24 protein-coding genes, 1 tRNA gene and 1 other RNA gene are annotated in these 26,520 nt (G+C 69.5%); 13 read left to right on the forward strand and 13 right to left on the reverse strand.

What is annotated here, in order from left to right:
- The first annotated feature begins 255 nt into the window (after nucleotides 1–255).
- Nucleotides 256–1,719, forward strand: coding sequence for a serine hydrolase (locus AC07NB_RS05040; protein WP_492313778.1), 1,464 nt, complete (start codon nucleotides 256–258; stop codon nucleotides 1,717–1,719).
- 70 nt (nucleotides 1,720–1,789) lie between these two features.
- On the opposite strand, the gene rnpB is transcribed toward AC07NB_RS05040, so the two are convergent.
- Nucleotides 1,790–2,184: RNase P RNA component class A (rnpB, locus tag AC07NB_RS05045), an RNA gene on the reverse strand.
- Between the two features lie 32 nt (nucleotides 2,185–2,216).
- Complete coding sequence (locus tag AC07NB_RS05050; protein ID WP_494571173.1) at nucleotides 2,217–2,975, reverse strand: hypothetical protein; 759 nt, start codon at nucleotides 2,973–2,975, stop codon at nucleotides 2,217–2,219.
- A 71-nt stretch (nucleotides 2,976–3,046) separates the two neighbouring features.
- Between AC07NB_RS05050 and AC07NB_RS05055 the strand changes: the two genes are divergently transcribed.
- Nucleotides 3,047–5,146, forward strand: a complete 2,100-nt coding sequence (locus AC07NB_RS05055) for a TonB-dependent receptor domain-containing protein (RefSeq protein WP_494571174.1) — start codon at nucleotides 3,047–3,049, stop codon at nucleotides 5,144–5,146.
- Between the two features lie 41 nt (nucleotides 5,147–5,187).
- On the opposite strand, the gene AC07NB_RS05060 is transcribed toward AC07NB_RS05055, so the two are convergent.
- The 4 genes from AC07NB_RS05060 to AC07NB_RS05075 all read right to left on the reverse strand — a co-directional run bounded on the left by AC07NB_RS05060 (nucleotide 5,188) and on the right by AC07NB_RS05075 (nucleotide 8,988).
- Nucleotides 5,188–5,949 carry an N-acetylmuramoyl-L-alanine amidase gene (locus AC07NB_RS05060; protein WP_494571175.1) on the reverse strand — a complete coding sequence of 254 codons (762 nt, stop codon included), beginning with the start codon at nucleotides 5,947–5,949 and terminating at the stop codon, nucleotides 5,188–5,190.
- 12 nt (nucleotides 5,950–5,961) lie between these two features.
- Nucleotides 5,962–6,282, reverse strand: a complete 321-nt coding sequence (locus AC07NB_RS05065; protein WP_494571176.1) for a hypothetical protein — start codon at nucleotides 6,280–6,282, stop codon at nucleotides 5,962–5,964.
- Nucleotides 6,283–6,387: 105 nt separating this feature from the next.
- A complete protein-coding gene (gene sppA, locus AC07NB_RS05070; protein ID WP_494571177.1) occupies nucleotides 6,388–8,169 on the reverse strand; it encodes a signal peptide peptidase SppA in 1,782 nt (593 codons plus the stop codon).
- Between the two features lie 132 nt (nucleotides 8,170–8,301).
- Complete coding sequence (locus AC07NB_RS05075) at nucleotides 8,302–8,988, reverse strand: hypothetical protein (RefSeq protein WP_494571178.1); 687 nt, start codon at nucleotides 8,986–8,988, stop codon at nucleotides 8,302–8,304.
- 242 nt (nucleotides 8,989–9,230) lie between these two features.
- Here AC07NB_RS05075 and panD point away from each other — a divergent pair, with 242 nt between their 5' ends.
- Both panD and AC07NB_RS05085 read left to right on the forward strand, forming a co-directional pair.
- Complete coding sequence (panD, locus tag AC07NB_RS05080) at nucleotides 9,231–9,587, forward strand: aspartate 1-decarboxylase (RefSeq protein WP_492313784.1); 357 nt, start codon at nucleotides 9,231–9,233, stop codon at nucleotides 9,585–9,587.
- Between the two features lie 59 nt (nucleotides 9,588–9,646).
- Nucleotides 9,647–9,922, forward strand: coding sequence for a hypothetical protein (locus AC07NB_RS05085; RefSeq protein WP_291835626.1), 276 nt, complete (start codon nucleotides 9,647–9,649; stop codon nucleotides 9,920–9,922).
- Between the two features lie 54 nt (nucleotides 9,923–9,976).
- Here the strand turns inward: AC07NB_RS05085 and AC07NB_RS05090 are convergent, their stop codons facing one another.
- Nucleotides 9,977–10,786, reverse strand: a complete 810-nt coding sequence (locus AC07NB_RS05090; RefSeq protein ID WP_291835628.1) for an SIMPL domain-containing protein — start codon at nucleotides 10,784–10,786, stop codon at nucleotides 9,977–9,979.
- Between the two features lie 213 nt (nucleotides 10,787–10,999).
- Here AC07NB_RS05090 and AC07NB_RS05095 point away from each other — a divergent pair.
- The 3 genes from AC07NB_RS05095 to AC07NB_RS05105 all read left to right on the forward strand — a co-directional run bounded on the left by AC07NB_RS05095 (nucleotide 11,000) and on the right by AC07NB_RS05105 (nucleotide 12,119).
- Nucleotides 11,000–11,072: transfer RNA gene (locus AC07NB_RS05095), tRNA-Ile, on the forward strand.
- Between the two features lie 109 nt (nucleotides 11,073–11,181).
- Entirely contained in the window at nucleotides 11,182–11,592 is a 411-nt protein-coding gene (locus AC07NB_RS05100) for a hypothetical protein (protein ID WP_494571179.1), read from the forward strand.
- A gap of 2 nt (nucleotides 11,593–11,594) precedes the next feature.
- The gene (locus tag AC07NB_RS05105) at nucleotides 11,595–12,119 is read left to right on the forward strand and encodes a DUF2589 domain-containing protein (protein ID WP_494571180.1); all 525 of its coding nucleotides are present in this window, start codon (nucleotides 11,595–11,597) and stop codon (nucleotides 12,117–12,119) included.
- 64 nt (nucleotides 12,120–12,183) lie between these two features.
- Here AC07NB_RS05105 and AC07NB_RS05110 read toward each other — a convergent pair whose 3' ends face one another.
- Both AC07NB_RS05110 and AC07NB_RS05115 read right to left on the reverse strand, forming a co-directional pair.
- Nucleotides 12,184–13,659, reverse strand: a complete 1,476-nt coding sequence (locus tag AC07NB_RS05110) for a hypothetical protein (protein WP_492313787.1) — start codon at nucleotides 13,657–13,659, stop codon at nucleotides 12,184–12,186.
- Nucleotides 13,660–13,674: 15 nt separating this feature from the next.
- Entirely contained in the window at nucleotides 13,675–15,093 is a 1,419-nt protein-coding gene (locus tag AC07NB_RS05115) for a tetratricopeptide repeat protein (RefSeq protein WP_494571181.1), read from the reverse strand.
- A gap of 338 nt (nucleotides 15,094–15,431) precedes the next feature.
- Between AC07NB_RS05115 and AC07NB_RS05120 the strand changes: the two genes are divergently transcribed.
- The 6 genes from AC07NB_RS05120 to AC07NB_RS05145 all read left to right on the forward strand — a co-directional run bounded on the left by AC07NB_RS05120 (nucleotide 15,432) and on the right by AC07NB_RS05145 (nucleotide 22,190).
- A complete protein-coding gene (locus tag AC07NB_RS05120; protein WP_494571182.1) occupies nucleotides 15,432–15,923 on the forward strand; it encodes a GAF domain-containing protein in 492 nt (163 codons plus the stop codon).
- 177 nt (nucleotides 15,924–16,100) lie between these two features.
- Complete coding sequence (locus AC07NB_RS05125) at nucleotides 16,101–16,778, forward strand: SDR family NAD(P)-dependent oxidoreductase (RefSeq protein WP_494571183.1); 678 nt, start codon at nucleotides 16,101–16,103, stop codon at nucleotides 16,776–16,778.
- Nucleotides 16,778–17,599, forward strand: coding sequence for an HpcH/HpaI aldolase/citrate lyase family protein (locus AC07NB_RS05130; protein ID WP_494571184.1), 822 nt, complete (start codon nucleotides 16,778–16,780; stop codon nucleotides 17,597–17,599). The genes AC07NB_RS05125 and AC07NB_RS05130 overlap by 1 nt, the downstream gene beginning before the upstream one ends.
- A gap of 93 nt (nucleotides 17,600–17,692) precedes the next feature.
- A complete protein-coding gene (locus AC07NB_RS05135) occupies nucleotides 17,693–18,811 on the forward strand; it encodes a beta-ketoacyl-ACP synthase III (protein WP_494571185.1) in 1,119 nt (372 codons plus the stop codon).
- 110 nt (nucleotides 18,812–18,921) lie between these two features.
- Nucleotides 18,922–21,132: a TonB-dependent hemoglobin/transferrin/lactoferrin family receptor gene (locus AC07NB_RS05140; protein WP_494571186.1), complete on the forward strand. Its 2,211-nt coding sequence runs from the start codon at nucleotides 18,922–18,924 to the stop codon at nucleotides 21,130–21,132.
- A gap of 47 nt (nucleotides 21,133–21,179) precedes the next feature.
- Nucleotides 21,180–22,190 carry a DUF6607 family protein gene (locus AC07NB_RS05145; RefSeq protein WP_494571187.1) on the forward strand — a complete coding sequence of 337 codons (1,011 nt, stop codon included), beginning with the start codon at nucleotides 21,180–21,182 and terminating at the stop codon, nucleotides 22,188–22,190.
- A gap of 26 nt (nucleotides 22,191–22,216) precedes the next feature.
- Here the strand turns inward: AC07NB_RS05145 and AC07NB_RS05150 are convergent, their stop codons facing one another.
- The 4 genes from AC07NB_RS05150 to AC07NB_RS05165 are packed head-to-tail and all read right to left on the reverse strand — an operon-like array spanning nucleotide 22,217 to nucleotide 26,334.
- The gene (locus AC07NB_RS05150) at nucleotides 22,217–23,857 is read right to left on the reverse strand and encodes a saccharopine dehydrogenase family protein (protein ID WP_494571188.1); all 1,641 of its coding nucleotides are present in this window, start codon (nucleotides 23,855–23,857) and stop codon (nucleotides 22,217–22,219) included.
- Nucleotides 23,854–24,282, reverse strand: a complete 429-nt coding sequence (locus tag AC07NB_RS05155) for a thiol-disulfide oxidoreductase DCC family protein (protein ID WP_494571189.1) — start codon at nucleotides 24,280–24,282, stop codon at nucleotides 23,854–23,856. Before AC07NB_RS05155 ends, AC07NB_RS05150 begins: the two co-directional genes overlap by 4 nt.
- Nucleotides 24,283–24,325: 43 nt before the next feature.
- Nucleotides 24,326–24,715 carry a RidA family protein gene (locus AC07NB_RS05160; protein WP_494571190.1) on the reverse strand — a complete coding sequence of 130 codons (390 nt, stop codon included), beginning with the start codon at nucleotides 24,713–24,715 and terminating at the stop codon, nucleotides 24,326–24,328.
- Nucleotides 24,712–26,334, reverse strand: coding sequence for a M28 family peptidase (locus AC07NB_RS05165; protein ID WP_494571191.1), 1,623 nt, complete (start codon nucleotides 26,332–26,334; stop codon nucleotides 24,712–24,714). The genes AC07NB_RS05160 and AC07NB_RS05165 overlap by 4 nt, the downstream gene beginning before the upstream one ends.
- Nucleotides 26,335–26,520: the final 186 nt, after the last annotated feature.

Here is a 26,520-nt window from a genome sequence, read left to right on the forward strand (position 1 = left end):
ACCCGCTCAAAATTGAACGAAAACCGGAACATACAGTGAACTATGCACATGTGGACGGACGGTGGATCGATGCTGACAGCCCTTTCGATCCAATCGGTTAAGACGGGGCGAAACCACTGGGATCGAAACCCTTCCGCCGATCCCAACCGGCGATGAAAATTTTCGGGCCGGCACGCGGCTTGCGCCGATTACCAAAGCTTCACTGGCGGACCGGAACCCGAAGTGGTCGCTTGCCGGCACGCGACTGGAGCCGCCATGACGTTTCGCCCCCTGATCTTCGCCCTGGCGATCACCGTCGCCCTGGCCGGCGCGCCGGTCGCGGCCTCGGCCCAGCCGTCGCCCCCGCTCTCCAGCCAGCCCTCGGCCCGCGCTGACCTCGACGCCTGGGTCGGCCGGCAAATGAGCCTGCGTTCAATCCCGGGCATGCAAGTCGTGGTCGTGAAGGACGGACGGGTCGTCTTCTCGGGCGCCTATGGCCTGGCCAATCTGCAGACCCCGGTCCCGGTCACCCCGGACACCGTCTTCTCGATCAACTCCGCGACCAAGACCTTCACCGGCGTCGAGATCCTGCGGCTGGTCGAGCGCGGCGAGGTGGATCTGGACGCCCCGGTCTCGACCTATCTCGCGGACCTGCCCCAGGCCTGGCGGCCGATCACCGTGCGCCAGTTGCTGACCCACATGTCGGGCCTGCCTGACATCATCACGCGCGACGGCGGCTATGTCGGCCAGGACCGAACCTCGGCCATCGCCGCCCTGGCGGACCAGCCCCTGCGCGCCGCGCCCGGCGAGCGGTTCGCTTACAACCAGACCAACTATCTGCTTCTGCAATGGGTCATCGAGCAGGCGCGTGGCCGCGCCTTCGAGGCCGTGGTGGGCCAGGACGCCTTCGCCGCGCTGGGCATGACCCATTCCGGCTTCGGCGACTCTCTCGACCTCATCCCCGGCAAGGCCGACAGCTATCGCTACAATCGCCCGACGGACGGACAGCCGCCTCGCCTCCAGAACGTGCACGAGCTCTTCCCGCCCTTCACCCGCGCCGCGGCGGGGATCAACAGCTCGGGTCAGGACCTGGCGCGCTGGCTGATCGCGCTGCAGGCCGGCCAGATTCTCAAGCCGGCGACGCTCGAGGCGCTGTGGACCCAGGGCCGCTTCAACGACGGCCGGACCGGCGAATGGGCCAACGGCTGGGTCGTTGTCGACCGCCCCGAGCACCGGTCCGTCGGCATGAGCGGCGGCGGCCGGTCCGCCTTCTCCGTCTATCCGGACGATGGCGTGGCGGTGATCATCCTGACCAATCTGGCGGGCGCCTATCCGGAGGAACTGACCGACCCCGTCGCCGCCCGCTTCATCCCCGGCATGACCCTGACCGGCGTGACCGCCCTGCGCGAGCGGCTGGAAGCGGAAGGCTTCGACCAGGCCGAACGGATCGCGGCGGAGCTCGTCGCGCGGGACGGCGCCGCCTCCCTGTCCGAAAGCGATCTGAACAACTGGGGCTATCGTCTGCTGTCCCGGGGCCAGGTCGCGGACGCCCTCACGCTGATGAAGCTGATCGTCAAACTCCACCCGGACAGCGGCAACGCCTACGACAGCCTGGCCGAGGTGTACGCCCGCTCCGGCGACCGCGCCCGCGCCATCGAGAACTACCGGCGCGCCCTCACGCTCGATCCCGCCAACGCCAACGCCGTCGAACAGCTCAAGACGCTGGAGGACGGGCGCTAGCGCGGCGAGCGGCGGCCCCGTCCGCGCTCAAGGAGCGAGCGCCCGCGGCGCAAGCGCTAGAGCAAGAAATATGGTCAGACGGCCTGTAAGCCGGGTTCTGTTCCGCCCCCGAACCGAAGTCTGGGGACGGCGACGATCATTCCTCTGGACCGGCCATTGCTGACCGGTTCTCGCGACCTACCCGGATGCTCTCGGGCGGTGAGCCCTGCAGGCCGAAACCCACGCGACATCCCTATTCGGTCTTGCTCCAGGCGGGGCTTGCCATGCCGGTCCTGTTGCCAGTCCCGCGGTGGGCTCTTACCCCACCCTTTCACCCTTACCGGCCTCGCGAGGCCGGAGGTTTGCTTTCTGTGGCGCTATCCCTCGGGTCGCCCCGGGCGGGCGTTACCCGCCGCCTTTTCACCGTGGAGCCCGGACTTTCCTCGACGAGAGCATAACCCCCGCCGCGACCGCCCGGCCGTCTGACGGGGGCTAGGTGAGCTTTTCGAGGGACGGCGTCAAGGAACGGGTCGGCAGGCGATCACATAGTCATGCCCGTGGCGTAGCCCGCCCTCGGCCGCGCACAGGGCCAGGCCTTCGGCCCTCAGACGCTCGATCTCCTGCGCCAGGCTCTCCGCGACCCCGCGGTCCCGGATCCGCTCCAGGCGCCGCACCGCCATGTCGAGCTGCCCGTTCACCCACTTTTCGCGGTACCGATTGGCGAAGCGGCGCGAGGCGGTGATCACGAATCCCGACCGGGCCAGGGACACCTCGACCCATTCGGCGGGATATTCGCGATAGGGCGTCTCATCGGCCAGCAGCAGGACCGCGTCCCGCATCCGGCCGATGGCCTGGACCAGCCGTCCCGCGTCGCTCCCGGCCGCTCCGACCACGTAGGGATCCAGGCCGACGACATAGAGGGTCTCTCCCACCAGCGGCCTGAGGCGGGCGAACAGCTCGCCCTGGAAATAGGGTGAGAAGCCTTCGACGGCGCCCAGCAGATAGTCGGCCAGCACGGTCTCGAACCGCTCTCCCGCCAGCAGCGCCGGATCGGTCCAGTTGCCGACGATCAGACGGTCCGCCGGCCGCATCCGGTCGCCGACCGCGCGCGAGACCTGGGCGGCGTGACCTGGCGATCCCGTCACCCCGCACCAGCGGTCCGTCGGCAGGGCCGTGCTCCACAGGCTGGAATTGACCCCGGTCCCCGCGTCCAGAAACCCGCCCCAGGGGCGGCCCGCCTGAAGCGCTTCGATATGGGTGAACAGAGCCGAGGTCATGGGGGAAACCGTCTTGATTGTTGTTATAGTATAACATAACAGACCCCTCTTCAATCAAGCCGGGGGCTGTCATGCACACCAGAACCATCCTTCTCGCCGCCGCCGGCGTCAGCGCGCTCGCCGGCGCGGCCCAGGCCCTTCCCGACACGCCGCCCCAGTCTGGCCCGACGACCCAGCTCGACGAGGTCGTCGTCACCGCCGACCCCCTGGGCCGAGCCGGTCGGGACGTCATCTCCAATGTGGCGGTCGTCCGCGGCGACGACCTGGTGCACCGCCGTCAGGCCACGCTCGGCGAAACCCTCAGCGGCCTGCCCGGCGTCAACTCCGACACCTTCGGCGGCGGAGCCGCCCGCCCGGTCATCCGCGGCCAGACCGCGCCGCGGGTCAAGGTGCTGACGGACGGCGCCGCCATCCTCGACGCCTCCGAGGTCTCGCCCGACCACGCCGTCTCCGGCGACCCCCTGCTGCTGGAGGGCGTCGAGATCCTGCGCGGCCCCAGCGCCCTGATCTATGGCGGCGGCGCCATCGGCGGAGCGGTCAACCTGCTGGACAAGAAGGTGCCGACCCGCCTGCCGGCCGGCGGTCACGACGGCGTCGCCGAACTGCGCCTGGGCGGCGCGGACGACGAGCGCAGCGCCGTCGTCGGCCTGACCGCCGCCCTGGGATCATTTGCGGTGCGGATCGAGGCGGCCGGCCGCCGGTCCAACGACTACGACGTCCCCTTCTACACCCCGACCCACGCCGATCATGAGCATGCGGAAGACGAGCACGAGGAAAACGAAGGCTTCGACCGGCTGGAAGGCTCCTTCAACGACACCCGCACCCTGACCCTGGGCGGCTCGTGGATCGGCGCGCGCGGCTACCTCGGCGCCGCCTTCACCGAACAGCGCAGCGAATACGGCCTGCCGGGCCACAGCCACGAGTACGAAAGCTGCCACCCGCACGGCTCCAGCCTGCATTGCGGCGGCCACGACCATGGCGAGGACGACCATGATCACGATCATGACCATGAGCACGAGGGCGCGCCCACGGTCGATCTGGTCAGCCGCCGCGTCGATGTGCGCGGCGAGATCAACGATCCTTTCGCCGGGGTGGAGCGCATCCGCTTCCGCGGCGGCTTCACCGACTATCGGCATCACGAGATCGACGACGGCGCGATCTCGACCACCTTCTCCAACGAGGGTCACGACGCCCGCATCGAGGTCCAGCACGCGCCGATCGCCGGCTTCCGGGGCGTGGTCGGCGTCCAGAACGGGCGCAGCGACTTCGCCGCGGTCGGAACCGAATCCTTCATCCCTGAAAGCCGGATCGAGACCAACGCCCTGTTCGTGGTCGAGGAGTACCGGCTGGGCGACTGGCGGTTCGAAGGCGCGATCCGCCAGGAATGGCAGGACGCCTCGGCCAAGGGCCGCGCCGCGCGCAGCCATGACCCGTTCTCGATCTCGGCCGGCGCCAGCTGGGCCGTGGCGCCGGGCTATGTGATCTCGGCCAATGTGGCGCGCTCGCAGCGGGCTCCGACGGCCCAGGAGATGTACGCCCGGGGCGTTCACCTGGCGACCAACACCTATGAGATCGGTTCGGTCGACCTGGACGTCGAGACCGTGCGGTCGCTGGAGCTGGGCCTGCGCAAGACGACGGGGACCGTGACCTTCTCGGCCGGCGCCTACCGGTATGACTATGACGGGTACATCTATGCCGACACCCTGGACCGGTTCGAGGACTTCCGGCTGATCCGCTACACCCAGGCCGACGCGCGCTTCACCGGCGTCGAGGGGGATGTGACCTGGCGGGTTCGTCCCGACCTGTCCTTCACCGTCTTCGGCGACATGGTCCGGGCCGAGCTGAAGGACGGCGGAAACCTGCCGCGGATCCCGGCGGCGCGGGCGGGGGTCCGCGCGGACGCCCGGCGCGGCGACCTGTCCGGCGATCTGGAGTACGTCCGCGTCTTCGAACAGGACCGCATCGCCGACTACGAACGCGAGACCCCCGGCTATGACATGGTCAACGCCACCTTCGCCTACGACGTCTCCGTCGCGGGCGCCGACGGACAGGTCTTCGTGCGCGGCACGAACCTGCTGGACGAGGTCGCGCTGAACCACGCCTCGTTCATCAGCAATCTTGCGCCGCTGCGGGGCCGCAACCTGGTGCTCGGCGTGCGCGCCCGCTTCTGAGGAAACCGGTCCGGAGGGCCTTGGGTCCTCCGGACACCCCCTTACTGCAACACGCCCGTGACGCTCTCCGCTGTCGCCAGTTGCAGCACCCCCATCAGGGTCGCGCGCGTCTCGCCGTCGGCGACGCCGTCCACCTGCGAAGGCCGCCAGTGGCGCTGGAAGGCCTCGACGGTCAGGCGGGTCGCCTCGTCATAGTCGCCGCCCGGCGGCAGGGTATAGCCCAGCCGGTGCAGGCCGGCGCGCAGCACAATGACGCCCAGCCCCTCGTCGCCCGGCCCCAGCGGCGCGCCCAGGGCGGCGATCCGTTCGTGCGCGGGCTCGAACCACAGGCCGTGGCCGACCCCGGCCAGCCGTTTCCAAGGGAAGCGCTCGCCCGGGTCCTGCTTGCGCTCGGGCGCCATGTCGGAATGGCCGATGATGCGGGCGTCGGGGATGGTCCAGCGGGTGCGGATGTCCGAGATCAGGCTGATCACGGCGTCGACCTGGACCTCGGGGAAGTCGCGGTAGCCGAACTCATGGCCCGGATTGACGATCTCGATGCCGATCGAGGCGGCGTTGCAGTCGGTCTCGCCCTGCCAGCCGCCGCGGCCCGCGTGCCAGGCCCGGCGCGCCTCATCGACCAGCCGCAGGATGGAGCCGTCCTCGTCGACGACGTAGTGGGCCGAGACCCGGGCCTCCGGATCCCGCAGCCGCGCGACGGCGGCCTCGCCTGTCTGCATGCCGGTGTAGTGCAGCACCAGCATGTCCGGCGGGGCCCGGCGCATATCGAAATTGGGGGATGGCGCGTCCTTGGCGACCAGCATGGCGGCGCAGCCTTACCGGCCCGTCCGCTCCCAGCCGTAGGCGACCCAGGCGTCGCCGACCTTGCGGGCCTCGATGACGCCGTCGTCGGCGCGGCGGTCGCGCCGGGTCATGGTCCGGCGGGCGCGCATGGCCAGGCCGGCCACGAACACCAGCACGGCGGCGATCACAGCGATCACGGCCACGGCGGCGGCGGTCACCACCGCCAGCACGGCGCCGATGGCCATGGCGGCCAGGGTGGCGATCAGGCCGAACAGCCACACCACGGGGGCGAGCAGGCCGTTGGAGGGCCGCCGGGCGGCGGCGCCGAAGATCAGGCGTTCGGACTCGGTCATGACTTCACCTTCAGGGGCGCTGCGTACAACGCCGAACCCCCAATGTCGGTCCATAGGGTCGGCCGGTCAATGATGGGCCGCTTCACAGGCGAGTGTCCGGGTCGCTCAGTAGGGCTGCTCAGCCAGCACCGACGCGCCCGAAGCCCGTGCGCGGTCGGTCTGGATGCGGCGAACGGTCGCCTCCGCCTGCGGGTCGTTCATGACCCGGCCGATGCCGACCAGCACCCGCGCCGCCTCGCCCGAGACGCCGAACATCTTCGACAGGGCCTCGAACGTCGAACCGGCTTCCGGATAGCGCTTGAAGCGGACCTCGGTCCCGGCCGGGATGCGGGCCAGTTCCTTGGCCTTGGCGACGGCTTCCTCGATGCCGCCCAGCTGATCCACCAGGCCGATGCTGCGGGCCTGGGCGCCGGTCCAGACCCGGCCTCGGGCGATCTCGCGCACCCGGGCGGGCGGCAGACGGCGACCGGCCGAGACGCGGGCGATGAACTCTTCATAGGTCCGGTCGATCTGGGCCGCGAAGGCGGCGCGCTGGGCCGGGGTGAACTCCTGCGAGGGCGAGAAGGCGTCGGCGTATTCGCCGCCGACGGTCAGGTGGCGCATGTCCACCCCGAACCGGCCCAGGGCGTCGGCCAGTACGAACTTGCCGCCGAACACCCCGATCGAGCCGGTCAGGGTCGTCGGCTGGGCCACGATCCAGTTGGCTTCCGAGCTGATCCAGTAACCGCCCGAGGCCGCGTATTCGCCCATCGAGACGACCACCGGCTTGCCCGCCGCCTTGGCGGCGCGGACGGCGGCCAGGATCTGTTCCGAGGCCTCCGGCGAGCCGCCGGGCGACGAGACTCGGAAGACGATAGCCTTCACGTCCTTGTCCTCAATCGCGTCATAGATGGCCTTGGCCGTGTCATCCGAGGTGATGGACGAGCCCTCGCCGAACGGGCTGGCCCCGCCGCTGCGGCCGGTCACGATGGCCCCCTCGCCGCTGACGATGGCGATGGCGTCGCTGCCCGAGCCGGCGCGCTCGCCGATCGAGGCCGCGTAGTCGTGGAACTCCATGATCTCGGCGCCCTTGCCGGCGCGGCGCTTGACCTCGGCCTCGGCCTCCTCGACCTGGCCGATCTTGTCGATCAGGCGGCGCTGCAGGGCGTCGGCGGCCGAATAGGGCCCGGCCTCGATGACCGCCTTCAGCTGCGGCAGGGTCGTGCGGCGGTCCTGCGCCGCATTGTTCAGCGCGCTGTCGTAGATGGAGGTCATCCACGCCGTCATCGCCTCGCGGTGGGCGGCGGTGAAGTCGCTCTGCGTGTATTCGTTGACCGCGTTCTTGTACTCGTAGCGCTGCTCGAACTGGGCCTCGACGCCGTATTTCTCGAAGGCGCGACCCAGGAAGACGCTCTCCGCCGAGAAGCCCGCCAGCTGGAAGCTGGCCGTGTTCTGCATCCACAGCTCGGACGCCGCGGCGCCCAGCATGTAGCTGGAGACCGTCGTGCCGATGGGCTGGAAGCCCTGGCTGTGGGCGATGACGACCTTGCCCGAGCGGCGGAAGCGGCGGATCGCCTGACGGATCTCGTCGGCGGCGGCCGGGGTGACGCCCCCTTCCGGCAGGCGGATCAGCAGGGCCTTCACCCGGGTGTCGGTCTCGGCCTGGGCCAGGGTGTCGACGATCTGCATGGTCGACAGCCCGCCGCCGCCGAACACCGCGAACGGATTGGTCGGCGCCTGGTCGGTCAGCCCCTCGCGCAGGTCCAGTTCCAGCACCGTGTGCCCCGGCGTGGGCTCCTTTGCGCTCAGCGAACTGATCGCGATCGCCAGGAAGACGAAGGGGATGATGACGAAGAACAGGAACAGCCCGGCGAAGACGCCCGCCATCGTGAGGAAGAATTGCTTCATGGGGGCGACACGTCGTCCGGAGCGCGGGCCGGGTCATGGCCACATTTTGACCATAGGGCGGCAGGGCTTGCGGTCAAATGAATGTCCCGCAATGGGAGAATGCGGCGCAGCAAATTGAAATCACGCCGGATTTCAACCAGCTGGCACATCGGTCTCTAGCTCGCCCGCTTCCCGCAGCTCGACCATACGTGCAAACCCATCGAGAACCCCCTCCACAACACCCACGAGCCGCTCGAGCGTCGGAAGAATAGGCTCCCCGCCGAACTGCTCACCCTCGGGAAAAACAAGCCGCAGATTGCGTGTCGCGACCTGAGGGTTTTCGGCTGTTCCATAGACTCTCACCTGGAGGTTCGCACCCGCGGGGATCAGCGCCGTATGTTTATCCGCAATATCTAAGTCATGGATCGCACGCAGATCGGCGTTACCCCCCTTGTAGGGTTTGAAGAAGCGCAACAATTCGACCGCGTCCACCCCGGCTTTCGAGAATCTTTTTCGGTCAATAGCAATTTCGAGTTCATCCTCTGTTCCTGCGAACGGAAAATAGACGTCCTTCGGAGATTGATTTCTCAGGCGCGCAAGATCTGAAGCCATCAAGTCGAGCGCCGTTCTCATATTATGAATGCAGTCGCCGATGATTGCTCCAGGAAGGTAGCTAGCTGTCGGAGGCTTGGTATAGAATACTGGCTCGCCATTAACATATTCGATCTTACCCTCCCATTCCATTCTGGCGTAGCTTTCCTGATATTGCTCAAGCTCTCGGATGAAGCCCCTCGCTCTTACGATTTTTATTTTCGATGCATCAAATAGGCTTTTCGCCATATTATGAAGTCCGTTGAGAATGACATCCGAAGGCGATCTTGGGCGATCTTGCTGCGAGTTAGTCAACAGGCTTCCGGCCCGCCTCGCGGCACCACGGAAGATCTATTATCTGCGCGAATGCGGCGCAGCATCGTCATGGTGCGCTGCCGAAAGCGAGATTGATGCGCCGCTCCGAAATCCCTATATGGGCGGTCTGCGAGCGGGGGCCTATCGCCCCGCGTCATGTTCGGACCGCACTCCCCATGCTGGTCACCTTGATGAAGGCCAAACTGCACCGCGCCACGGTGACCCAGGCCGACCTCGACTATGAAGGCTCCATCGCCATCGACATGGACCTGCTGGACGCCGCGGGCATCTTCCCGCACGAGCAGGTCGATGTGCTGAACATCACCAACGGCGCGCGCTTCACCACCTACGCCATCGAGGCCCCGCGCGGGTCCAAGGTCATCGGCGTCAACGGCGCCGCCGCCCGCCTGGTGCAGAAGAACGACAAGGTCATCGTCGTCACCTACGGCCAGCTCCCCTCCGAAGAGGCGCGCCAGTGGTCCCCGACCGTGGTCCTGCTGGACGACCAGAACAACATCAAGCCGGCGGCCTGATCCGGCCGGCTTGACCTGAGCCGCGCCGAGGCCTTCCCTCTCCTTCCGGAGGAACGGTCATGACGCGCACGATCATCAGGGTTCGCTGGGTGCTGTACGGCGCCTGGGTGCTGGCCGCCCTCGTCGCGCTGATGATGGCGCTGACGCCGGGACTGGAGCTGCTGGGCCTGCCGCCGGAGCGGGTGACCTTCCTGCCCGGCATGATCACGGGCCTGCCGTGGACCCTGCCGCTGTTCCTGTTCGACTTCGATTCCGTCACCTCGCTGGCGATCATCTTCGTCGCCCATCTGCTCAGCGTCTCGATCGGCCTGATGCTGGTGCGGTCGGTCGATTGAAAAAGGCTCCGGCGCGGACGCCGGAGCCTCGTTCATCTCAGCCTGTCCGCCGGATCAGCGGTTCAGGTCGTAGACGCCGGTGATGTCGATCCGGATCGTCAGCTCGCCGGCCGCGACCGGGGTGCCGCCCCCGGCCGAGTCCATGGCCATGGCGCGAGCGTACATCGGGGCCGGTTGCGGGCCGCCGTAGCCGCCGCCTTCGGTCAGCGAGCGGATGCCGCCCAGCGGGGTGTTCAGGGCCTGCGAGTACAGGGCCGCCTTGGCCTGCAGGTTGCGCACCGCGATCTGGCGCGCCTGGTTCTCGGCCGCCGACGGATCCTTCAGGCCGAAGCTGATGCCGTTGATCTGGTTGACCCCGGCCGAGACCACAGCGTCGGCGGTGGCGCCGACCTTGGTCAGGTCGTTGATGACCACGGTCACCTGGTTCGAGGCCTGGTAGCCGCGCAGCTTCGGCGGCTCGTTCTGAACGTAGTCGTACTGGGCCGACAGGTTCAGGCCCGAGGTCTGGATGTCGCGCTCGGCGATCCCGGCGCGGCGCAGGGCGGCCATCACCTGGTTCATCCGCGTGGCGTTCTGGCTCATGGCCTCGGCGGCGGTCGTCGCCTCGGTGACCACGGCGAAATTGATGGTCGCCATGTCCGGCGTGGCCTTCACCTCGCCATAGGCCGACAGGTTCAGCGACGGGCGCTCGGTAACGGCCTGGATGGTCAACGGAGCGCCTCCTTGCGGCTGGGACTGGGCGTGGGCGGACGGCGCGGCGACCGTCAGAGCGACCGCGGCCATCAGGGCGCCGCCGATCATCAGGGCGCGGTTGGAGACGGCGGGCAGCACGGCGGCGCCAGAAGCTGCGACGGGGCGGATCATCGGGGGAAACTCCGTGAGAGACGATGTTGTCGTTGCGAACACCGTCGTCGGCGTCCGTGTTCCAACCATGACCATATACGCCTGAACGGGCGGCTTGGCTCCGCTGGCAGAAACCGTTCATGTGCGTGACAACGCCGACAGGTCGAAGGCGCGGGCAAGGCGTGCTTGGCAACTCGCCGCCCCACCTGCTAGGCCGGGCGTCCTCCGCTCCGGGGGCCCGTAGCTCAATGGTTAGAGCCGACCGCTCATAACGGTCTGGTTGCAGGTTCGAGTCCTGCCGGGCCTACTGGTCGCCGACGCGTCCCGCGTTGACAGCCGGACAACCGTAAGCTTCGCTGCCGCCCGGCTCGACCGCCCCGCAAGCCCGTCGAACCCTGCCGCCGGGAGCGGTTCCCATGTCCAGCACGCCCCTCACGCTCAGCAGCCTCGCCGAGGCCGTCGCCGCCGCCATCACAGAGGCCCAGGCCCGCATCGACGCAGCCCAGCGCGCCGACCTCGAACGCTTCATCGACGAGAACGGCCGCCCCCGGGCGCTCACCGTGCGCCTGCCCGGTCCGGACGGGGAGAAGGTCGTGGACATCCCCCTGCTGAGCTTCGCCGCCCCGACCGCCCTGCGGGTCACCGAGGCCACCCTCGCGTTCGAGATCGATCCCGCCGATCTGGTTCTGCTTGGAGAGTCCGTCGCGGACCTGACCCCTAACGGGTTCGCCGCCCACGCCACGGTCACGCCCGGCGCCGACGGCCGCAAGCCCGCGACGATGACCCTCCGGCTCGAGGCGATCCCGGCCCCCGCGGCGAACACCTGACCATGAGCGAACCCGACTCCGCCCGCCAAAGCCGCCCCCTCGCCGACCTGCTCGCCGACCCGTTGATGGCGGCGCACGCGGCCAGGGTCGAGATATCGCAGGCCACCCTCGACTACATCCGGACAGCGGGCTTCGAGCCGACGGCGGACGGCGACGCCCTCCAGGCGCGCACGGTCGAATTTGAATTCACCCGGCCCGCCGGACCCGGCCCGGACGGCCAGATTCTGAGCGAAGCGGTGAAAATGCCCATCCCGGCCCTGGCCATCACCGAGATGTCCCCGCTAACGATCAAGGATGTCTCGATCGACTTCGCGCTGGAGATCACCGCCCTGACGCCGCCCGACAGCGACGGCGGAGCCATCCGCCTCTCCGGCCTCGCCCACGCCTCGGACGCGCTCCCGCCGCCCGGCGCCGCGCCCCGCGTCCACATCACGCTCAAGGCGCAGGACGTCGGCGTCTCCGCGGGGTTGGATCAGATGATCCACATCATGGCCCACGCCATCCCGCACGCGCCATCCCGAACCTGAACGCTCAAACGAAAACGGCGCCCCGATCCGGAGCGCCGTTTCATGTTTCGATATCAGCGAAGCCCTACCGCCCCCAGCCGCCGCCCCGGCTCCAGCGGTCGTCGCCGCGGTACCGGCTGTCCGGCACATAGCGGCCGTCGCGGTCGTACCAGCCTTCGCCGTCCTGATAGTCGTCGTAGCCGTCCAGCTGATAGCCGTCGTCGGCGTAGGCGACGCCCAGCAGGCCGTCTTCCTGGCTCCACCAGTCGCGCGGATACGAGCCGCGCGCGCACTCCCAGCCCTCGCCCGGACGCCAGTAGGGCTCGTAGCGGCCGCGGTATCGGTCGCGGAACTGCGGGCGGCAGGCGTACTGCGACCAGACCCGGTTCCCGCTGGCCTGCACATTGGCGCGGGGCTCGCGGTAGATGACCTCGCGCATGCCGGCGAAGGCGTTGTTGACGATCACCGCATTGCCCGCCGCGGCGGCGACGCCGACCGTGGTGGCGCGGACCCGGCTGTCGGCCAGGCGCAGCTCGCCGCTGTACAGCACCACGCCCTTGTCCGAGCGGCAGACGCGGCTGTTCTTGATGTCGACCGAGGCCCCCTCGACCACCACGCCCTCGACGAAGCCGCAGACAGCGGTGTTGTCGATCTCGACCCGGCCGTAGTCGCGGCCGGCGCGCACGATCACGCCGATGCTGCGCGGGCCGAAGGCGTTGGGGGCGTTGGTGCCCTTCAGCGTCGTGGAGGTCAGGCGCGAGGCCGGGCCGGCGGCGGGGGTGATCTCGATGCCCGACTGGGCGCCCGACACCACCGTCTCCCAGGTGTTCAGCACCGCGCCGTCCGACACGATGGCCGGGGCGATGGTCTGGGCCTCGATCACCGCGTTGCGGATGTCCAGCAGGCCGCCGTCGGCGTAGATCGCCGCCTCGTCGCCCGCGTGGTGGAAGCCGACCCGGTTCATGACGATCTCGGCGCCGTAGCCGACGATGCAGGCGGCGTCGCCGGCGCGGGGCGAGGCGAACACCATGTCTCGGATCTCGACGCGCACGCCCTGGGCCACCGTCATGCAGGGCAGGCCGTCCGGCGCCTGAAGCGTCGGCTCCGAGGCCCGGGCCCAGTCGCGCGGGTCGAAGCCGCCCTCGCCGATGATGGTCATCGGCTTGTCGATGTTCAGCCAGCCGACGCAGGCGCCGGCCCGGGCGCGGATCACCAGCGTCCCGCCGGGGCGCACCCGGCGCACCGCATCCTCGACGGCGCCCGTGCCCGGATTGCCGCCGCAGTCGACCAGCACGATCTCCTCCCCGCCCGGACGCAGCGGCGGATAGCCGGGGCGCCAGTCGGGCCGGTGGCGGCGATAGTCATAGCGGCCGCGGTCGCGGCGCTGGCTGTACGACCGGGTCGGCGGATCCAGCAGGACGCCGAAATTCGGCCGCGTCTGGCTCTCCACCTTGGCCGCCACCTGGGCGTGGGTCGGCGGCGCGCCCAGGGCGAAGGCCGCGACGGCGGCGGCGATCGCCGCCGCTCCGCCCAGAAGGCTCAAGGATGTGCGGGTCGTCATGGGTTCACGCCCTCCTTAGCGGCGCTGCGAACGGGAAACCTGCGCCAGCACGGCCTGCAGGCGGCTCGCCGACGGGCCGAAGCCTGACAGGGCCGAATCGATGCGGAAGGCGACGGCCTGGGCCTTGTCCTGGTCGGCCACGCCCGAGACGCCGAGCGCGAAATAGCTCGACATGGCGAACTTGGCCTCGGGGCTGCCCTGACGCGCCGCCTCCTCGAACCATTTGAAGGCGCGGGCGTAGTCGGCGGGCAGGCCGATGCCCTCGGCGTACATCACCGCCAGCACCAGCTGCGCTTCCGAAGACCCGTTCACCGCGGCCATCTGGATGGCGCGCACGCGCTCCAGATAGGACAGCCGGCCCTCCATCGGGTGACCCAGCATGGCCTCCAGCGTCTCGATCTGGCGCTTGGACAGGTCCTCGGGCCGCTGCGCCGCCGTGTCCGTCACGCCCAGATAGCGCAGGGCGCGGCCCACGTGGATGAAGGGCAGCTCGCCCGCCATCCGGCCCAGCGCATATTCATAGGCGTCGCCGCGCGGACGGCTTTCGTCCGAGAAGGGCACGCCCGACTGCGGCGCGGTGTTGGGATAGAATTCGAACGGCGGCGTCCACTGGCGCGCCTTCACCTCGACGAAGCGCTGGTACTGGGCCCGGCTCGGCGCGGAGCGCTCGAAGTCGCGCATCAGCACATAGGCGCCCACGTCGCCGGTCTGCACCGCCAGGTAGTTGTACAGATAGGCGTCCACGTCGTTGCGCTGGAACAGGCTGGTCGCCGCCGGATAGCCGCGGCGGTTGCGCTCGCGCCCCTGGCCCCGGTCCGCATTGCCGCGTCCCCAGGCCTCGCGCGCCTCGCGGTTGTCCTCGGGCTCGCCGAACGGGCCGTACAGGCTGTCGTGCAGCCGGGCCAGGGTGCGGTACCCCTCGGCGTCCTGGGTCGACAGGATGTAGATGACCCGGTCGCGCACCGCCCCCTGCTCGTCCAGGGTCATCGACCCCAGCAGCCGGTCCAGCTTGCGATAGGCCTCGTGCCGTTCGAAGGCGCGGCAGTCGTCATAGCGGGACAGCGGGCGCCAGCCGCCCCAGCCGCCGCGGTTGACCCGGTTGATCGGGGCGTAGCCCTCGTCGTTGGCCAGGGCCATCGCCAGCCAGGTGGCGCTCTCGATCGGATCTTCGATGTTCTTGTCGGTCGCGCGCACCGCCGAATAGCGCGCGCCCAGCTCCAGCTGGGCGAAGAAGTCGTTCTGGAAGGCCGCGCGGCGCAGGGCGCGCAGGCCGGTTTCCTGGGCGTTGAATTCGGACCCGGTCATCGAGGCCGGACGCGGGCAGCTGTTGGTCGCGGCGTTGTCGCCGCCCTGCCAGAAGCGCACGCCGTTTCCGCGATCGCCGCACGACGCCATGCCCAGGGCGGTCAGCCCCAGCAGGCCCGCGACGGCCACCACGGCGATCGGGCCGCGCGAAGCTCCGAAACGCGAGCGTCTTCCGTGATCGCGTTCGCCGTCCGCCATAACCCCTCGCACACCCATGTACCGGCGCCACCGCCCCCGGGCCGTTAACCATTGCGGGACTTCGACAGTCCGATCCAGTTAACAACCTGTCAAGGTTAACGCCGTTTCGCGACAAAGCGTTGCCGCAACACGGCCATTTTGTGTCCTTTCAGGAGTTGTCCACGGGAATCAGCGGCTTGCGAACTCGCCTGTCAGGCGAAAAGTCCCGGCCTCGCTTCCCGTTCGCCATCGACCTATATGCGACCGACGCCCGCCGGAGCCCTGCCCCCATGTCCTACGTCGCCCGCGACGATCGCCCCGCCGACAAGGCCGCCCGCTATGCCGAGGTCGAGGCCGAGATCCTCGCCGTCCTGGAGGGAGAGCCGAACCGCGTCGCCCGCATGGCCACCGTCTCGTCCATGCTGGCCGACGCCTTCCCCGTCTTCTTCTGGACCGGCTTCTACGTCGTCGACGAGACCAAGCGGGACGAGCTCGTGGTCGGCCCCTACCAGGGCACGCTCGGCTGCCTGCGAATCGCCTTCGGCCGCGGCGTCTGCGGCGCGGCGGCCGCGACCGGGACCACCCAGATCGTCGAGGACGTCCACACCTTCCCCGGCCACATCGCCTGCGACGCCCGCTCGGCCAGCGAGATCGTCGTCCCGGTCTTCGACGCCTCGGGCGCCCTGATCGCCGTCTTCGACGTGGACGCGACCGAAACGTCCGCTTTTGACGCAGCGGACGCCTATGCTCTTGAAGGCCTGATGGCCAAGGTGTTCGGCTAGGTCGAAACGGAGCCCGGACCGTCCGACTATTTCACCCGGACGATTCTTCCGGGTTTCGTTGTTTTCGTAGCGTTTTCCCGAATTCGATCCGAACGCATCGGACGGTTCGGACGGTGTTTTTCAGTCTCTGTTTCGCACTCTTCGCACCCAAGTTTTTTTCATTCGCCGGAGTTCCCCATGTCTGATCGCGTCATCGCCGTCACCGGAGGCCACGGGGTTCTCGGCCGCGCCGTCGTCGAGGCCGCCCTGGCCGACGGCCTGAAGGTCGCCGTCATCGATCACGCCTCGGGACATGCGGTTCCGGACCGCGTGCTGGAGCTGGGCGGGGTCGATCTCACCGACCCGGCCTCGGCCAGGGCGGCCGTCGACGCCGCCGCGGCGCATTTCGGCCGGCTGGACGCCCTGCTCAACGTCGCCGGCGGCTTCGTCTGGCAAACGACGGATGATGCGGAACCGGCTTGGGACAGGATGTTCGCCCTGAACCTGTCGACCGCGCTCAACGCCAGCCGCGCGGCCCTGCCCCACCTGAAGGCCTCGCCCGAGGGCCGGATCGTCAACGTCGGCGCCAACGGCGCGCTGAAGGCCGCCGCCGGCATGGGCGCGTACGCCGCCTCCAAGTCCGGCGTCCACCGCCTGACCGAAAGCCTGGCCGAGGAGCTGAAGTCGACCGCGGTCACCGTCAACGCCGTCCTGCCCTCGATCCTCGACACCGAGCAGAACCGCAAGGACATGCCCGACGCCGACCCGTCCAAATGGGTCCAGCCGTCGGACCTCGCCCGGGTCATCCTCTTCCTCGCCTCGCCGGAGAGCCGCGCCATCACGGGCGCCCTGGTTCCGGTCACCGGCAAGGTCTGATGGCCCGCTCCGCCCTCTTCCTCCCAGCCAGCAATCCGCGCGCCATCGAGAAGGCGCGCACGCTGGACTGCGACGTGGCCATCCTCGACCTGGAGGACGCTGTCGCGCCCGAGGCCAAGGCGGACGCGCGCGCCGCCGCCGTCGAGGCCGTCCGCGCCGGCGGTTTCGGCCCGCGCCTCGGCGTCCGCATCAACGGGCTGGACACCCAGGACGGCGCCGACGATCTCCGGACGCTCGCAGACGCCGGCGTCGGCCTGATCGTCGTCCCCAAGGTGGACGCCCGGATCGCCCAGATCCTGAACGCCCTCCGGCCTCAGGGCATAGCCCTGTGGGCCATGATCGAGACGCCTCGCGCCCTCGCCCAGCTGGACGCCATCGCAAGCCTCCATGGGCTGGAGGCCCTGATGCTCGGGGTCAACGACCTGGCCGCCGAACTGCGCACCGGCCCCTCCCCCGATCGCGAACCGCTGAAGCCCTGGCTGGCCGCCACCGTCGCGGCCGCCCGCGCCCACGGCCTGCTGGCCATCGACGGCGTCTACAACGCCTTCACCGACACCGAGGGCTTCGCCGCCGAATGCGCTCAGGGGCGGCTCTACGGGTTCGACGGCAAGAGCCTGATCCATCCGTCCCAGATCGCGCCCGCCAACGCCGCCTTCTCGCCCTCCGAGGCCGAGATCGCCTGGGCCCGCGCCGTCGTCGCCGCCTTCGCCTCGCCGGATTCCGGGGGCAAGGGAGCGATCCGGATCGACGGCCAGATGGTCGAACGGCTGCATCTTTCCGTCGCCGAACGTGTTCTCGCCCACCTCGACCGGCGAACCTGACAGGCCTATCTAGTCAGTCCAGAAACAGAACGGGCGCGCCCCTCATGCAGCGAGGCGTCGCACGCCGAGCGTTAGGGGCGCTTAGAGAAAACCATGACCAACGCCGTCATCGCCGCCACAGGGCTGTTCACGCCCGACCAGTCCATCTCGAACGAAGAACTGGTGGCCGCCTACAACGCCTACGCCGAGCGCTTCAACGAACGCCACAGCGCCGAAATCGCCGAGGGCGACGTCGCCGCCCTGACCCCGTCGTCGGTCGAGTTCATCGAGAAGGCCTCGGGCATCAAGTCGCGCTTCGTCCTGGACAAGGCCGGCGTACTCGACCCCGAGCGCATGGCCCCCAACATCCCCGAACGCTCCAACGAGGAGTTGTCGGTCCTGGCCGAGATGGCGGTGAAGGCCGCCCGAGACGCCATCGCCGCCTGGGGCAAGCCGGTGTCGGAGATCGGCGCCGTCCTGTGCGCCGCCTCCAACATGCAGCGCGCCTATCCGGCCATGGCCATCGAGGTCCAGCAGGCCCTGGGCATCGACGGCTTCGCCTTCGACATGAACGTCGCCTGTTCCTCGGCCACCTTCGGCATCAAGACCGCGGCGGACTTCATCGCCTCCGGCTCGGTCAAGGCCGTCCTGATGGTCAACCCGGAAGTCTGCTCGGCCCACCTGAACTTCAAGGACCGCGACAGCCACTTCATCTTCGGCGACGTCGCCACCGCCGTGATCATCGAGGCGGAAGACCAGGCCGCTCCGGGCGGCTGGCAGATCCTCGGCACGCGCCTGAAGACCACCTTCTCGAACAACATCCGCAACAATTTCGGCTTCCTGAACAACGCCGCCCCCGAGGGCATCGGCGCGCCGGACAAGCTGTTCGTCCAGCAGGGCCGAAAGGTCTTCAAAGATGTGGTCCCGATGGTCTCGGACATGATCGTCGACCACGCCGCCGAACTGGGCGTCGATCCCACGGGGCTGAAGCGGATGTGGCTCCACCAGGCCAACATCAACATGAACCAGTTCATCGGCCGCAAGGTGCTGGGCCGCGAGCCCGAGGGCGACGAGAACGTCATCATCCTGGACGAATACGCCAACACATCCTCGGCCGGCTCGATCATCGCCTTCCATCTGCACCAGGACGGTTTCGCGCCCGGCGACACCGGCCTGATCTGCAGCTTCGGCGCGGGCTATTCCGCCGGCACCGTCTTCGTCCGCAAGCGCTGAGCCAGAACCTGCGACTTATTCGCATCAGGCCACAACTTCGTCCCTATCGCGATTGATTGTGAGAGTCGTTCGCAGTAATTGCCCCGCCACCTCTTCAAGCGGGACCATACATGCGCACGCTTCTCCTCTCCGCCGGGCTCGCCGCCCTGACCGTCGCCGCCGCTCCCTCGGCCATGGCCCAGACCGCCCCGGCCGCCCAGCAGGACGCGACCGAGCTGGCCCCGGTCAGCGTGCTGGCGACCCGCACCGAGGTCCGCCCCGACGAAGCCCCGGCCACCGTCACCGTCATCACGGCCGCCCAGATCGAGAACGAGCTGGTCACCGACATCAAGGACCTGGTCCGCTTCGAGCCGGGCGTCAGCGTCGTCAGCCAGCCCCAGCGCTTCGGCGCCGCCCTGGGCACGACCGGCCGCGGCGGCAATGAAGGCTTCACCATCCGCGGCATGGGCGGCGACCGCGTCCTCATGCTGGTCGACGGCGTCCGGGTGCCGGACGGCTTCACCTTCGGCGCCCAGAGCGTGGGCCGCGGCGGCTACGCCGACCTCGACCTCATGCGCTCGGTCGAGATCCTGCGCGGCCCGGCCTCGGCCCTGTACGGCTCGGACGGCCTGGCCGGCGCCGTGGCCTTCACGACCAAGGACCCCGCCGACCTCATTCGCAGCGGCGAGAGCTTCGGCGCCCGCGCGCGCGTCGGCTACAACTCGGCCGACGAAGGCCTGACCAAGTCCGGCATGATGGCCGCCCGCAGCGGCGCCTTCTCGGGCATGCTGGCCTGGACGGGCCGCGACGCCCAGGAGACCGAGAACGCCGGATCCGTCGGCGGCACGGGCTCGGCCCGCACCCAGGCCAACCCCATGGACGTCAGCTCCGACGCCTTCCTGGCCAAGGGCGTCTGGGACTTCGCGCCGGGCCACAGCCTGCGCCTGACCTACGACTACTTCGAAAGCGAGATGACCGCGGACGTCCTCAGCGGCCGCAGCCTCACCGTGCTGCAACTGCTGGCCGACGACACCACCACCCGCGAGGGCTGGAGCGCCGGCTGGCGCGGCAAGGACGTCCTCGGCTTCGACAGCGGCCGCCTGACCGTCTACGGCCAGACCGCCGAGACCCGCCAGTACACCTTCGAGGACCGCACCCCGGCCGTCGACCGCAGCCGCGACAACACCTTCGACAACGAGGTGTTCGGCGTCTCGACCGACTTCACCCGCACCATCGGCGTCAACCGCCTGACCGTCGGCGGCGACTGGTCCGAGACGACCCAGGAAGGCGTGCGCTCGGGCACCGTGCCGCCGGCCGGCGAGACCTTCCCGACCAGCGCCTTCCCCAAGACCGACTTCTCGCTGGGCGGCGTCTATGTCCAGGACGAGATCACCCTGCTGGGCGGCGACCTGCGCATCGTCCCGGCCGTCCGCTGGGACACCTATGACCTGAGCACCGCCAACGATCCGCTGTATCCGGGGCCGCGCGCCGACCAGTCGGACGACCACGTCTCGCCCAAGCTGGGCGTGGTCTGGTGGGGACATGACAACTTCGGCCTGTTCGCCAACTGGGCCGAGGGCTTCAAGGCCCCGACCCCCAGCCAGGTGAACAACTACTTCGCCAACCTGGCCTTCGGTTACACCTCGCTGCCGAACCCGAACCTGAAGCCGGAAACCAGCCAGAGCGTCGAGTTCGGCGTCCGCGTCCGCGACATCTCGCTGCTGGGCGGCACGTTCGCGGGCCAGGCCGTGGTCTTCCAGTCCGACTACTCGGACTTCATCAGCCAGCAGGTCGTCTCTGGCGCAGGCACCCCGGCCGATCCGATGGTCTACCAGTGGATCAACTTCACCGACGTCGAGATCCAGGGCTTCGAGGCCAGCGCCAACGCCTTCTGGGACAACGGCGTCAGCGCCCGCTTCGCCTTCGCCTATGCCGACGGCGAGACCACCAGCGCCGGCGTCACCCGCCAGCTGCCGACCATCGACCCGATCAAGGTCGTCTTCGGCCTCGGCTATGAAGAGCCTCAGGGCCGCTTCGGCGGTCAAGCCGTTCTGACCTGGTCGCAGGCCAAGGACGCCGAGGATACGGACGGTCTGGGCTGCTACAACGCGGCCAACCCGGCCGCCGGCTGCTACACCGGCGATGACTTCACCCTGGTCGACCTGACCGCCTGGTTCGCCCTTACCGACCGCGTCACGGCCCGCGCCGGCCTCTTCAACGTCCTGGACGAGAAGTACAGCTGGTGGAGCGACGTCCGCGGCGTCGCCGCCTCGTCGGCGGTCAAGGACGCCTACACCCAGCCCGGCCGCAACTTCGGTCTCTCGCTGGCCTTGCGGTACTGAGACCAGAAGACGATAACGCGACTGACTCGCATTCGAAGGAACGCTCCATGCGCCGCGCACTGCTGCTGACCACCGTCCTGGCCGCCCTCGCGGCGACCGCCCCGGCCCAAGCCTCGAGTGGCGCCGAGCCCGCCGCCGCGGCGGCCTCGGTCGACGCGCCGGCGGCCAGCCAGTTCGAGCGGGATCGCCAGTCGATCCTCGCCCAGGCGGGGCAATGGCGGGTCCGTTTCGACATGCGAGAGAACGTCAGCTTCCGCGAGGGCTATGAGCCGCTGGAAGAGAAGCTGTCGGCGGGCGACGAGATCGTCCGCGTCGTCTACGACGACGGCACGCGCATCAGCCTGCAGCACATCCTCGTCATGGGCGACGACGCGGGCAACCACTTCGTGATCAAGCACTGGCGCCAGGACTGGGTCTATGAGCCCGAGACGGTCCTGACCTACGCCGGTCCGAACCGCTGGACCGTCACCCCGGTTTCGGCCGGGGAACGCCGGGGCGCCTGGTCGCAGACCGTCTGGCAGACCGACGACAGCCCCCGCTACGGCGGCGTCGGCCACTGGGACTACGACCACGGCCTGGCCGAGTGGACCAGCAACGCCACCTGGCGCCCGCTGGCCCGCCGCGACGCGGTCCGCAACCCGATCTACGACCGCTACCTGGGCGTCAACCGCCACGCCCTGACCCCGCAGGGCTGGGTCCACATCCAGGACAACGTGAAGATGGGCCAGGCCGAGGGCGACGCCGGCGATCCCGTCGCCATCGTCCAGGAAGACGTGATCAACACCTACCGCCGCGTCGACAACTATGACGCCAAGCCCGGCGACGACTACTGGGCCGCCACCAAGGATTACTGGGCCGGCGTCCGCGCCGCCTGGGACGCGGTCGCGACCGCCAACGGCGGGATCTACCTGGAAGAAGAGGCCAACCGCGGCGCCGTCACCGGCAAGCCGCTGATGGACTGGGCCGAGGAAATCCAGGCCGGGACCCTGACCACCGAAGCCGGCATCGCCCAGGCGTGCGACCTGATCGCCCGCGCCACGGTGGCTCCGACGAGCTGAGCCCTTCTCCCCCAAGGGGAGAAGGATCAGGCTTCCCGCTCCAGCCAGCCCCGATACCGCACCAGCCGCCCGATCACCGGCGCGGTGATGGTCACGTCGAAGACGAAGCGGCCCTGCCCGTCGACCTCCTCGAAGGCCGTGGTGGCGGGACACAGGAAGTGTGGAAGCGGGATCGGACCCGCCCGCCAGCCCTCGACCCGATAGACCAGCCGCCCGTCCTCGGGCGTCAGGCCCAGGTCCATGCTCAGCGGCCCGAAGCGCTCATTGACCCGCCCGCCCGGACGCGGCCGCGACAGGATGCTGGCGAAGGCATGGCCGCCGATCCGGCGGCGCCAGATCGACCGGTCGCCGTCCGCGTCGATGGCCACCTCCGCCGGACAGTCGGCCTGCGCCTTCGGGAAGCCGACGATGCGGGCGACCAGCGCCGCCAGCGGGCTCGACGCGCCCTCGGTCGTCGCCCGTCCCCGCCACAGCGACCGCCCCGGCGTCTCATGCAGCGCCCGGACCGGCGCGGGCAGGCCGTCGAACGCCGGGCCGATGGCGCGGGCGTAGATCGCGCCCCGCTCCGCCCGCCTCTCCGTCGCCAGTCCGTGCGGCGCCATCTCGTCCACGATCGCCTCCAGCGGCAACACGCCGACGCAAGGCCCCGCGCCCGGCGCGACCTGTCCCGCCATGATGGCGCGGATCGCCGCCAGCGCGGGCAGGCTGGGCGTCACCGGCCCCTCCCCCGGTTCGGCCACCAGCCGCCAGACCGCGCGCGCCGCCCGGCCCTCGCCGTCCACGCCATAGGCCTGCACCCGCATCGCGCCCCGGTCCGAACCCGTGACGGAATGCGGCCCGGCCAGCGCCAGCAGAGGCTTGGCCAGCGGTACGGGATCGAAGCGGAACAGGCTGACCAGCCAACCGAGAAGCCAGCCTTCCAGATGCAGGGGCCACGGTTCCATCCCGGCCAGGAACAGCGCCCGCTCGCGTGGCTCGAACCGGGCGGGGAACAGGTCCAGATCCGGCGTCTCGCACAGCGACACCCTCCGCTGTCCGGCCTTGCCGAAGTCGCGCTTGTAGAGCCCGCTCCACCCCCGCCGCATCGTCCAGACGCCGCCGTCGAAGACCATGACCGGCCGTCCCAGCCACGACAGGATGGCCTGCATCACCGACAGGCCCTTCGGCGCCCGCGCGCCCGGCGAGATGGCGGCCTCGACCGAGACCACCTCGCGCCAGCCCTCGGTCAGCCGGTCCAGCACGGCGTTGGACAGGGCCGGGGTCGAGCTGCAGCCGGTCAGGGCCACGACGCCCGCCGCCTTCGCCGCCTGGTCCAGCGTGGGGAAGGCCTTCACGAAGTCCCGGCCGTCAGCGAGGTCGACGTAATTCAGGCCCGCCGCGATGGCGGCCCGCGCCGTCGTCGGCTGCGCGCCCTGGAACGGCCCGGCCATGTCGGCGACGACGGTCGCCCCCGTGGCCTTCAGCGTCTCCGGGGTCAGGGTCGCGGTGTCCATGACGGCGACCTCGACCCGCCCGTCCGGGAAGGCCGCCCTCAGCCGCGCGGCCACGCCTTCGGCGCGCGCCCGGTCCCGCCCCGCGACCACCACGCCGAAGCCGTGCCGCAGCAGCCCCTCGGCCAGCCGCGAACCGAACACCCCGCCCGCTCCGATCACGAGAACTGTGGTCATGCGAGGAAGCGCGCCCGGTCGGCCGCCGACGGCGCCATGCAGGTCTCCGTCCGCCCGAAGATCGCGTAGCGGTTCTTGGCGATCAGGTCGTAGACGGGATCGCGCAGCGCCCGGGGCGCCGCCTTCAAGACCGCCAACGGCCGCGTGTCCCTGAGCACGCCGAGCACACTCAGCGCCGCGTCCGACTTGAAGAAGATGCGTCCGTCCAGGACCACGGCGTTGGTCTGCGGCGCCTCCGGGTCGATGCCGTACCGCACCGCCAGCGCCCGCCCGGCCTCGGACTGGATCGGCAGGAAGCGGAACCGCCCCTCAGGATCATGGTCGATCACGAACCGCACCCAGCGCGAGCAGAAGACGCAGACCCCGTCGAACAGGATCAGGCCGTCGGGTTCCTGCGGTGCGGGCTGCGGCGACCAGCGGCTCATGGGGCGGACTGTGGGGCGATTGGCGAAGCCCCACAAGGCGACCTTACGCCGCCGCCACGGCCTCGATCTCGACCAGCCAGGCCTCGTCGAAGATTCCGGTGACGATGACCGTCAGCGCGGTCTGGCGGCCGGCCAGACGGCGGATGCGCACCTCGCGGTTCTCCAGGGCGTAGGCGCGGTCGGACAGGAAGGTCGTGACCTTCACTAGATTGTCCAGCGTCATGCCGGCGGCGCGCAGCTGGGTCTCCAGATTGTCCCAGACCTGCTCGCACTGGCCAATGAAGTCGGGCGCCAGCGACCCGTCCGGCGCGACCGGGATCTGGCCGGACAGATAGAGCCAGCGGGTCGCCCCACTGACTTCGCAGGCCTGGGCGTACTCGCCCTCCGCCGGCGGCGAGCCGTCGCCGGTCAGAGGGCGGATGCTGACCGTCACTGGCGAGCGGCGTCCGAACGGGCGCGCACCTGGGCGAACTCGGAGGTCGGCTTCCAGCCGGGCCAGTCGTTGCTGTTCGCGAGGTCCAGACCCAGATGGTAGAGCAGCGTCAGGTTCTCGACCGCCGACGTCAGGTTCCAGTCCGCCGACCATTCGTCCGAGGGCTTGTGATAGTCGGCCGCGAACTTGGCGCGCCAGGCGGCCTCGCCGGCTTCACGGCCGCCCTCGACCCAGTCCCAGCCGTGCCACGGCATGATCGCCGGCACGCCCATGCGGGCGAAGGGGAAGTGGTCCGACCGGTAGTAGAAGCCTTCCTCGGGCATGTGGTCGTCCGAGACGTAGCGGCCCAGCGGTGCGGCCAGGGCCTCCAGCCGGTCTTCCAGATCGTTCTGGCCCTTGCCGAAGATCGGAATGTCGCGCGTCGAACCGGACAGCGGCAGCATGTCGATGTTGATGTCCGCGACCGTCGTCTCCAGCGGATAGACCGGATCGGCGGCGTAGCCGTAGGCGCCCAGCAGACCCATCTCCTCGGCCGCCATGTGGGCGAAGACGATGGAGCGCTTCGGGCGCGGGGCCTGGCTGAGCTGACGCGCCATCTCCAGCACCCCGATGGTGCCCGAGGCGTTGTCCCAGGCGCCGTTCCAGATGTTGTCGCCGGTCACATTGGGGTGCTGGGCGGCGCCGCCGACGTGGTCCCAGTGGGCCGAATAGATGATGGTCTCTTCCGGATGCTCGGTCCCGGGAATGCGGGCCAGCAGGTTGTGGGTGACCAGGGTGTCGATGGTCTCCGAGATGTCCAGCGACAGGGTGACGCCGTTCAGCGGCACGGCCTTGAACGACCCACCGGCGGTGTTGGCGAAGCTGTCCATGCCCAGCCCGGCCGCCGCGGCCAGGGCGAAGGCGAGGTCGTGGTTGATGGCGCCCGAGAACTCCAGGTTCGCCGCGCCGGGCGTCAGGGTGCGAGTGCGACCCGCGCCGCGCATGGCGCCCTGCCACGGGGGCGATGAGGCGGCCATGGGGACCAGGGTGACGACACCGACCGCGCCGCGGCGGAAGGCCTCGTCGGCCTTGTAGGCGCCCGACTGATAGTTGGTGGCGTACTCGCCGTTGAACCGCTCGCCGTCCGGCTCGCCGGCGATGACCACCACGACCTTGCCGCGCACGTCCAGGTCGCCGTAGTCGTCCCAGTTCCGCTCGGGAGCCGTGATGCCGTAGCCGGCGAAGACCAGGCCCGCATTGCGGATCGAGGCGCGACCGTCGTTGGTGACGGCGCGCAGGACGATGTCGGTTCCGACCGTCAGCGGGTGCGACTGGCCGTCCGGGCCGGTCCAGCTGGCCGTGCCGCCGGCGACCGGGGTGTAGCGCTTCAGCTCGACCGGCTGCAGCCACTGGCCGTTCGGGCCGCCGGGCTGCAGGCCCATGGCCTCGTACTGCCCCTGCAGCCAGGCCAGCACCATGCGCTCGCCCTCGGCGCCGGGATAGCGGCCCTGGTATTCGTCCGCGCTGATGGTGCGGATGTCGTTGCTGATGCGCTCGGCCGAGAAGCTCTGGGCCCAGGCGGCGCCGGCCGCCAGAAGCATGGCGGCGAGGGCGATGCCGCCCGTCAGTTTGCGAAACATTGAGTAGGCTCCATCCCCCGATTTGATGGCGCGCACTCTAGGGCGGCCCCGAAGGACCGCTCCTTACATTTTTGTCATGTCAGCGCCGTCTCCCTCCCCTTCTGGGGAGGGTGGCTCGCGAAGCGAGACGGGTGGGGAACCGAGCGCTCGGATATGGACCCCACCCTGTCGTCGCTGACGCGCCGA

Source organism: Brevundimonas sp. GW821-FHT09G01 (assembly GCF_059416065.1).

Coding starts and splice junctions, on each gene's coding strand:
- AC07NB_RS05100 (WP_494571179.1), top strand. CDS start 11,182: ATGTCCAGCACGCCCCTCACGCTCAGCAGCCTCGCCGAGGCCGTCGCC.
- AC07NB_RS05085 (WP_291835626.1), top strand. CDS start 9,647: ATGACGCGCACGATCATCAGGGTTCGCTGGGTGCTGTACGGCGCCTGG.
- AC07NB_RS05075 (WP_494571178.1), bottom strand. CDS start 8,988: ATGGCGAAAAGCCTATTTGATGCATCGAAAATAAAAATCGTAAGAGCG.
- AC07NB_RS05135 (WP_494571185.1), top strand. CDS start 17,693: ATGACCAACGCCGTCATCGCCGCCACAGGGCTGTTCACGCCCGACCAG.
- AC07NB_RS05130 (WP_494571184.1), top strand. CDS start 16,778: ATGGCCCGCTCCGCCCTCTTCCTCCCAGCCAGCAATCCGCGCGCCATC.
- panD (WP_492313784.1), top strand. CDS start 9,231: ATGCTGGTCACCTTGATGAAGGCCAAACTGCACCGCGCCACGGTGACC.
- AC07NB_RS05050 (WP_494571173.1), bottom strand. CDS start 2,975: ATGACCTCGGCTCTGTTCACCCATATCGAAGCGCTTCAGGCGGGCCGC.
- AC07NB_RS05090 (WP_291835628.1), bottom strand. CDS start 10,786: ATGATCCGCCCCGTCGCAGCTTCTGGCGCCGCCGTGCTGCCCGCCGTC.
- AC07NB_RS05165 (WP_494571191.1), bottom strand. CDS start 26,334: ATGTTTCGCAAACTGACGGGCGGCATCGCCCTCGCCGCCATGCTTCTG.
- AC07NB_RS05155 (WP_494571189.1), bottom strand. CDS start 24,282: ATGAGCCGCTGGTCGCCGCAGCCCGCACCGCAGGAACCCGACGGCCTG.
- AC07NB_RS05140 (WP_494571186.1), top strand. CDS start 18,922: ATGCGCACGCTTCTCCTCTCCGCCGGGCTCGCCGCCCTGACCGTCGCC.
- AC07NB_RS05145 (WP_494571187.1), top strand. CDS start 21,180: ATGCGCCGCGCACTGCTGCTGACCACCGTCCTGGCCGCCCTCGCGGCG.
- AC07NB_RS05120 (WP_494571182.1), top strand. CDS start 15,432: ATGTCCTACGTCGCCCGCGACGATCGCCCCGCCGACAAGGCCGCCCGC.
- AC07NB_RS05105 (WP_494571180.1), top strand. CDS start 11,595: ATGAGCGAACCCGACTCCGCCCGCCAAAGCCGCCCCCTCGCCGACCTG.
- sppA (WP_494571177.1), bottom strand. CDS start 8,169: ATGAAGCAATTCTTCCTCACGATGGCGGGCGTCTTCGCCGGGCTGTTC.
- AC07NB_RS05150 (WP_494571188.1), bottom strand. CDS start 23,857: ATGACCACAGTTCTCGTGATCGGAGCGGGCGGGGTGTTCGGTTCGCGG.
- AC07NB_RS05125 (WP_494571183.1), top strand. CDS start 16,101: ATGTCTGATCGCGTCATCGCCGTCACCGGAGGCCACGGGGTTCTCGGC.
- AC07NB_RS05060 (WP_494571175.1), bottom strand. CDS start 5,949: ATGCTGGTCGCCAAGGACGCGCCATCCCCCAATTTCGATATGCGCCGG.
- AC07NB_RS05055 (WP_494571174.1), top strand. CDS start 3,047: ATGCACACCAGAACCATCCTTCTCGCCGCCGCCGGCGTCAGCGCGCTC.
- AC07NB_RS05040 (WP_492313778.1), top strand. CDS start 256: ATGACGTTTCGCCCCCTGATCTTCGCCCTGGCGATCACCGTCGCCCTG.
- AC07NB_RS05110 (WP_492313787.1), bottom strand. CDS start 13,659: ATGACGACCCGCACATCCTTGAGCCTTCTGGGCGGAGCGGCGGCGATC.
- AC07NB_RS05065 (WP_494571176.1), bottom strand. CDS start 6,282: ATGACCGAGTCCGAACGCCTGATCTTCGGCGCCGCCGCCCGGCGGCCC.